Annotated in this window: 5 protein-coding genes; 1 reads left to right on the forward strand and 4 read right to left on the reverse strand. The window is 74.0% G+C overall.

The window, feature by feature from the left end; genetic code table 11:
* A partial coding sequence (locus KSNIM_RS38845; RefSeq protein ID WP_263104321.1) for a TetR/AcrR family transcriptional regulator occupies nucleotides 1-584 on the reverse strand: 584 nt, incomplete at its 3' end.
* A gap of 93 nt (nucleotides 585-677) precedes the next feature.
* Here KSNIM_RS38845 and KSNIM_RS38850 point away from each other — a divergent pair.
* On the forward strand, nucleotides 678-1,091 hold the full coding sequence (locus KSNIM_RS38850) for a DUF4267 domain-containing protein (RefSeq protein WP_263104320.1): 414 nt from the start codon (nucleotides 678-680) through the stop codon (nucleotides 1,089-1,091).
* 96 nt (nucleotides 1,092-1,187) lie between these two features.
* Here KSNIM_RS38850 and KSNIM_RS38855 read toward each other — a convergent pair whose 3' ends face one another.
* From KSNIM_RS38855 to KSNIM_RS38865, 3 genes are all read right to left on the reverse strand, one after another.
* The gene (locus tag KSNIM_RS38855; RefSeq protein ID WP_263108011.1) at nucleotides 1,188-1,592 is read right to left on the reverse strand and encodes a hypothetical protein; all 405 of its coding nucleotides are present in this window, start codon (nucleotides 1,590-1,592) and stop codon (nucleotides 1,188-1,190) included.
* Between the two features lie 80 nt (nucleotides 1,593-1,672).
* The gene (locus KSNIM_RS38860; protein ID WP_317634128.1) at nucleotides 1,673-2,056 is read right to left on the reverse strand and encodes a roadblock/LC7 domain-containing protein; all 384 of its coding nucleotides are present in this window, start codon (nucleotides 2,054-2,056) and stop codon (nucleotides 1,673-1,675) included.
* A 113-nt stretch (nucleotides 2,057-2,169) separates the two neighbouring features.
* The gene (locus KSNIM_RS38865) at nucleotides 2,170-3,114 is read right to left on the reverse strand and encodes a MarR family transcriptional regulator (protein ID WP_263108375.1); all 945 of its coding nucleotides are present in this window, start codon (nucleotides 3,112-3,114) and stop codon (nucleotides 2,170-2,172) included.
* Between the last annotated feature and the right edge of the window lie 129 nt (nucleotides 3,115-3,243).

The following is a 3,243-nucleotide window of genomic DNA, read 5'->3' on the forward strand; positions in this document are numbered from 1 at the left end:
CAGGTGCCCGCCGTGACGAGGTCGATCAGCAGGTCGACCCGGGTGCGATGGGCGCCGGGGCGGAGCCTGCTGCCCTCGGTGAGGGTGGCCAGGCCGTGCAGCGCGCTCCAGAAGAGTTCGGTGCAGGCCTCCGGGTCGGCGCCGCGGGCGGCGGCCAGGGGCGCGACCGCGCCGTGGAGCTCGCCGAAGGCGGCCTTCAGGGGGGCCGGGGTCGCCTCGGTGCCGAACTCGATGTCGGTCTCGCGGACGAACATCGCTGCGTAGACCGCAGGCCTGGCCCGGGCGAACTCCAGGTACCCGTAGGCGAGGGCCCGCAGCCCCGCGCGCGCGTCCGGGTGGTCGGCCCGGGCGCGGCGCAGGGCGGTGGCCAGTTCCTCGAAGCCCTCGACGGCCACGGCCGCGACGATTGCGTCTTTGCCCTTGAAGTGGCTGTAGAGCACCGGCTGGCTGTACTCGACCCGCTCGGAGAGGCGACGGGTGGTGACCGCGCCCCAGCCCTCCGCCTCGGCGAGTTCACGGGCCGCGGTGATGATGAGCCGGTGCCGTTCCGCCCGTTCGCGCTCCCGGCGCTGCTGTGCTGCCATAGGCCGATCCTAGCACTGCTAGACATCTGAGCGCCGCTAGGTCTAGCATCGATCTCAGATCTAGCACCGCTAGGACAATCCGTTGGGGGATCCATGACCAGGCGTCACATCACCACCGCACTGGCCGCGCTGACCGGCGCCACCGTCCTGTTCTTCGGGCTGAACTTCCTGCTCAACCCCGGTGGCGCGGCCCCCGGCTTCGGCATCGACCCCTGGCCGCAGGGCAACGCGGGCGGCTACTACGCGGTGAAGGGCTTCCGCGACCTCGCCGTGGCCTCGACCGTGTTTCTGCTGCTCGGGCTGGGCCAGCGCCGGGTGCTCGGCTGGGTGATCCTCATCGACGTGATCCTGCCGCTGGGCGACGCGTTCGCCGTCGTCACCCACGGCGGATCCGTCGCCACCGCGCTGGGCATCCACGTCTCGGCCTCCCTGGTCGTCCTGCTGGCCGCCGTCATGCTGCTGACCGAGAGCAGCACCCGCCCGGCCGCGAAGCCCGCCACCGAGTGACACCTGCCGCGAGAAGCACCGTGCGCCGGGTCCGGGCCCCCGAAGGCGGGGGATCCCCGGACCCGGCGCACGTGCCGGCGAGGGCCGCGCCCCGGTTCAGAGCCGGCCGTGGTCCTTCAGCACCCGGCGGGACTGGGCGAAGAGCATGCCGACGTTGACGGTGTTGCGGCAGACCACGACGGCGACGATGTCGTCGGCACTGTCCACCCGGAGGAAGAGGTGCGCCAGGTTGTCGCTGTTGACGAGGATCTCCTGGAAGTAGTGGCGGTCGCTCACCACGCCGCGCCGCTCCTTGAAGATGCCCTCGATCATCACCACGTTGCGGCCCTGGAAGAGGTCGAGGGTGGCGGCGGCCAGCATGTCGAGGACCTCCGGCGGGTGCGAGTCGACCGTCTCGACGGACAGCAGCATGCCGGTGGACATGTCGATGATCCCCGAGGCCAGGCACTCGGGTACCTCCGCGCGGAGGCCCTTGACCAGGGCGTTCACCCGGTCGGACATGCTCTGGAATCCCTGTGGTGTGCTCACGGTGCTCCTTCTGGTGGTCGAGTGGTGCGGTGGTGCTCCGGTCGGACGGCCCGTCAGGGCTGCGGTGCGGCCAGCAGGCGGTCCATCCGGTCGGCGGCGGCCTGCGACTCGGTGTGCAGACGGGCGATGTCCATCCCGGAGTCGCCGAGGACGGTCATCAGGCCCATCCGGCCGATCGGCTGGACGACCACGTAGCCGTGGCTGAACTGCGCGACCGTCCGGTGCAGCAGGCCCTTGCCGGTGGCCTGGCCGGCCCGGCGGGCGAGGCCGAGCGCCGCGGCGGCGAGGGCGGCCAGGCTCTCGGTGTCGATGCCCTCCTCGGCGTCCGCGGTGATCAGCAGGCCGTCCACGGCGGCCACCGCGAGGTCGGTGACGCCCGCGACCCTTTCGCGCAGCGCGCGCATTTCGGCGAGCAATTCGCCGTTCTCGCTGCTCACATCTCTCCTGTTCTGGGAATTCCCCGGTCGGCACCGGACGGTTCATCGGGCACGCCGAACCGTCCCGCCGCACGACGGGAATTCCGGACGAATACCCGGGGTGTGGCGGCCGGTCAGGTGTCGCGGGCGCGTCGGTGGCGCCCGGCGGCCGACCGCCACGCAAGGACGTCGTTGATCCCGCTGGCACCCCGTCGGCGGATCGGCAGCCGCCCCGCCGGCTGGTGCAGGGGCGGCGGATCCGGCGGGCGGCGGGCGGAGGTCACCCCGGGCCGGCCGCCCGCCGCCGCCGTGAGCGGCACCGGCCCGGCGGAGGCGGGCGGGACGACCTCCACCAGCCCCTCGGCCAGCAGCCGGGAGAGTTCCACGGTGACCGCGTAGAGGCCGCGGCCGAGGCGGAAGGCGATGTCCCGTGCGCTGCGCCGCCCGTCCGCGCAGCGCAGGATCTCCCGGCGCTCGCCGCTGAGGCGGCCGGCCTGCCCCGCCCCCGCTTCCCGGTGCGCCCCGGCGGTCGAGCCGAGCCGGTCGCGCAGCGGGCAGAGCGGCGGCCGGAGCGCGGCGAGCGCGCGGAGCCGGCGGTCCGTCTCGTGCAGCAGCCACTCCGGGTCCACGCCCTGCGGGGCGGGCAGGTGGTGCCGGGTCGGACCGCAGGCCAGGGTGCATCCGTCGACCCGTCCGGCGGCCACCGCGAAGGCACCGTCCAGGGCGGCCATCGTGCACATCAGCTGGAGCTCGGCCGCGCCCAGCAGGTCCCGCGCGACCAGTTCCGCGCCGGTCCGGTCACCGGCGGCGCCCGCCCGGCAGGCGGCCTCCCAGTCGGTGGTGCTGACCCGCCCGGAGCGCAGCAGCAGGGTGGCGACGTCCGGCGCGCCGGGGGAGTCGACCGCGGTGACGACGCCGGCGGCGAGGTGGAACACCCCGCCGGGGTCGCCGAGCACGGTGAGGGTGCCGGAGGGGTGCCCGCCCGGGGTGGTGGCGAGGGCGGTGGCCAGCCGCCCGGCGGCGTCCGTCCGCACCACGGCGGGCAGCGCGGAGCCGGCGGCAGGCCGCGGTGCCGTCACGCCTGAGCTCCGCGGTCTGCGCGGCGATCGGAAACGATCAGAAAAAGCCCCGCACCGGCAGCGCGGAGAAATATTCGGCCGGTCCCGGCGAATTCATGCACGACTCCCCCTCGGCGGAGGCCGAATACC

It is taken from the genome of Kitasatospora sp. DSM 101779, from assembly GCF_025655475.1.
In the GTDB taxonomy this organism is placed as follows: Bacteria; Actinomycetota; Actinomycetes; order Streptomycetales; family Streptomycetaceae; genus Kitasatospora.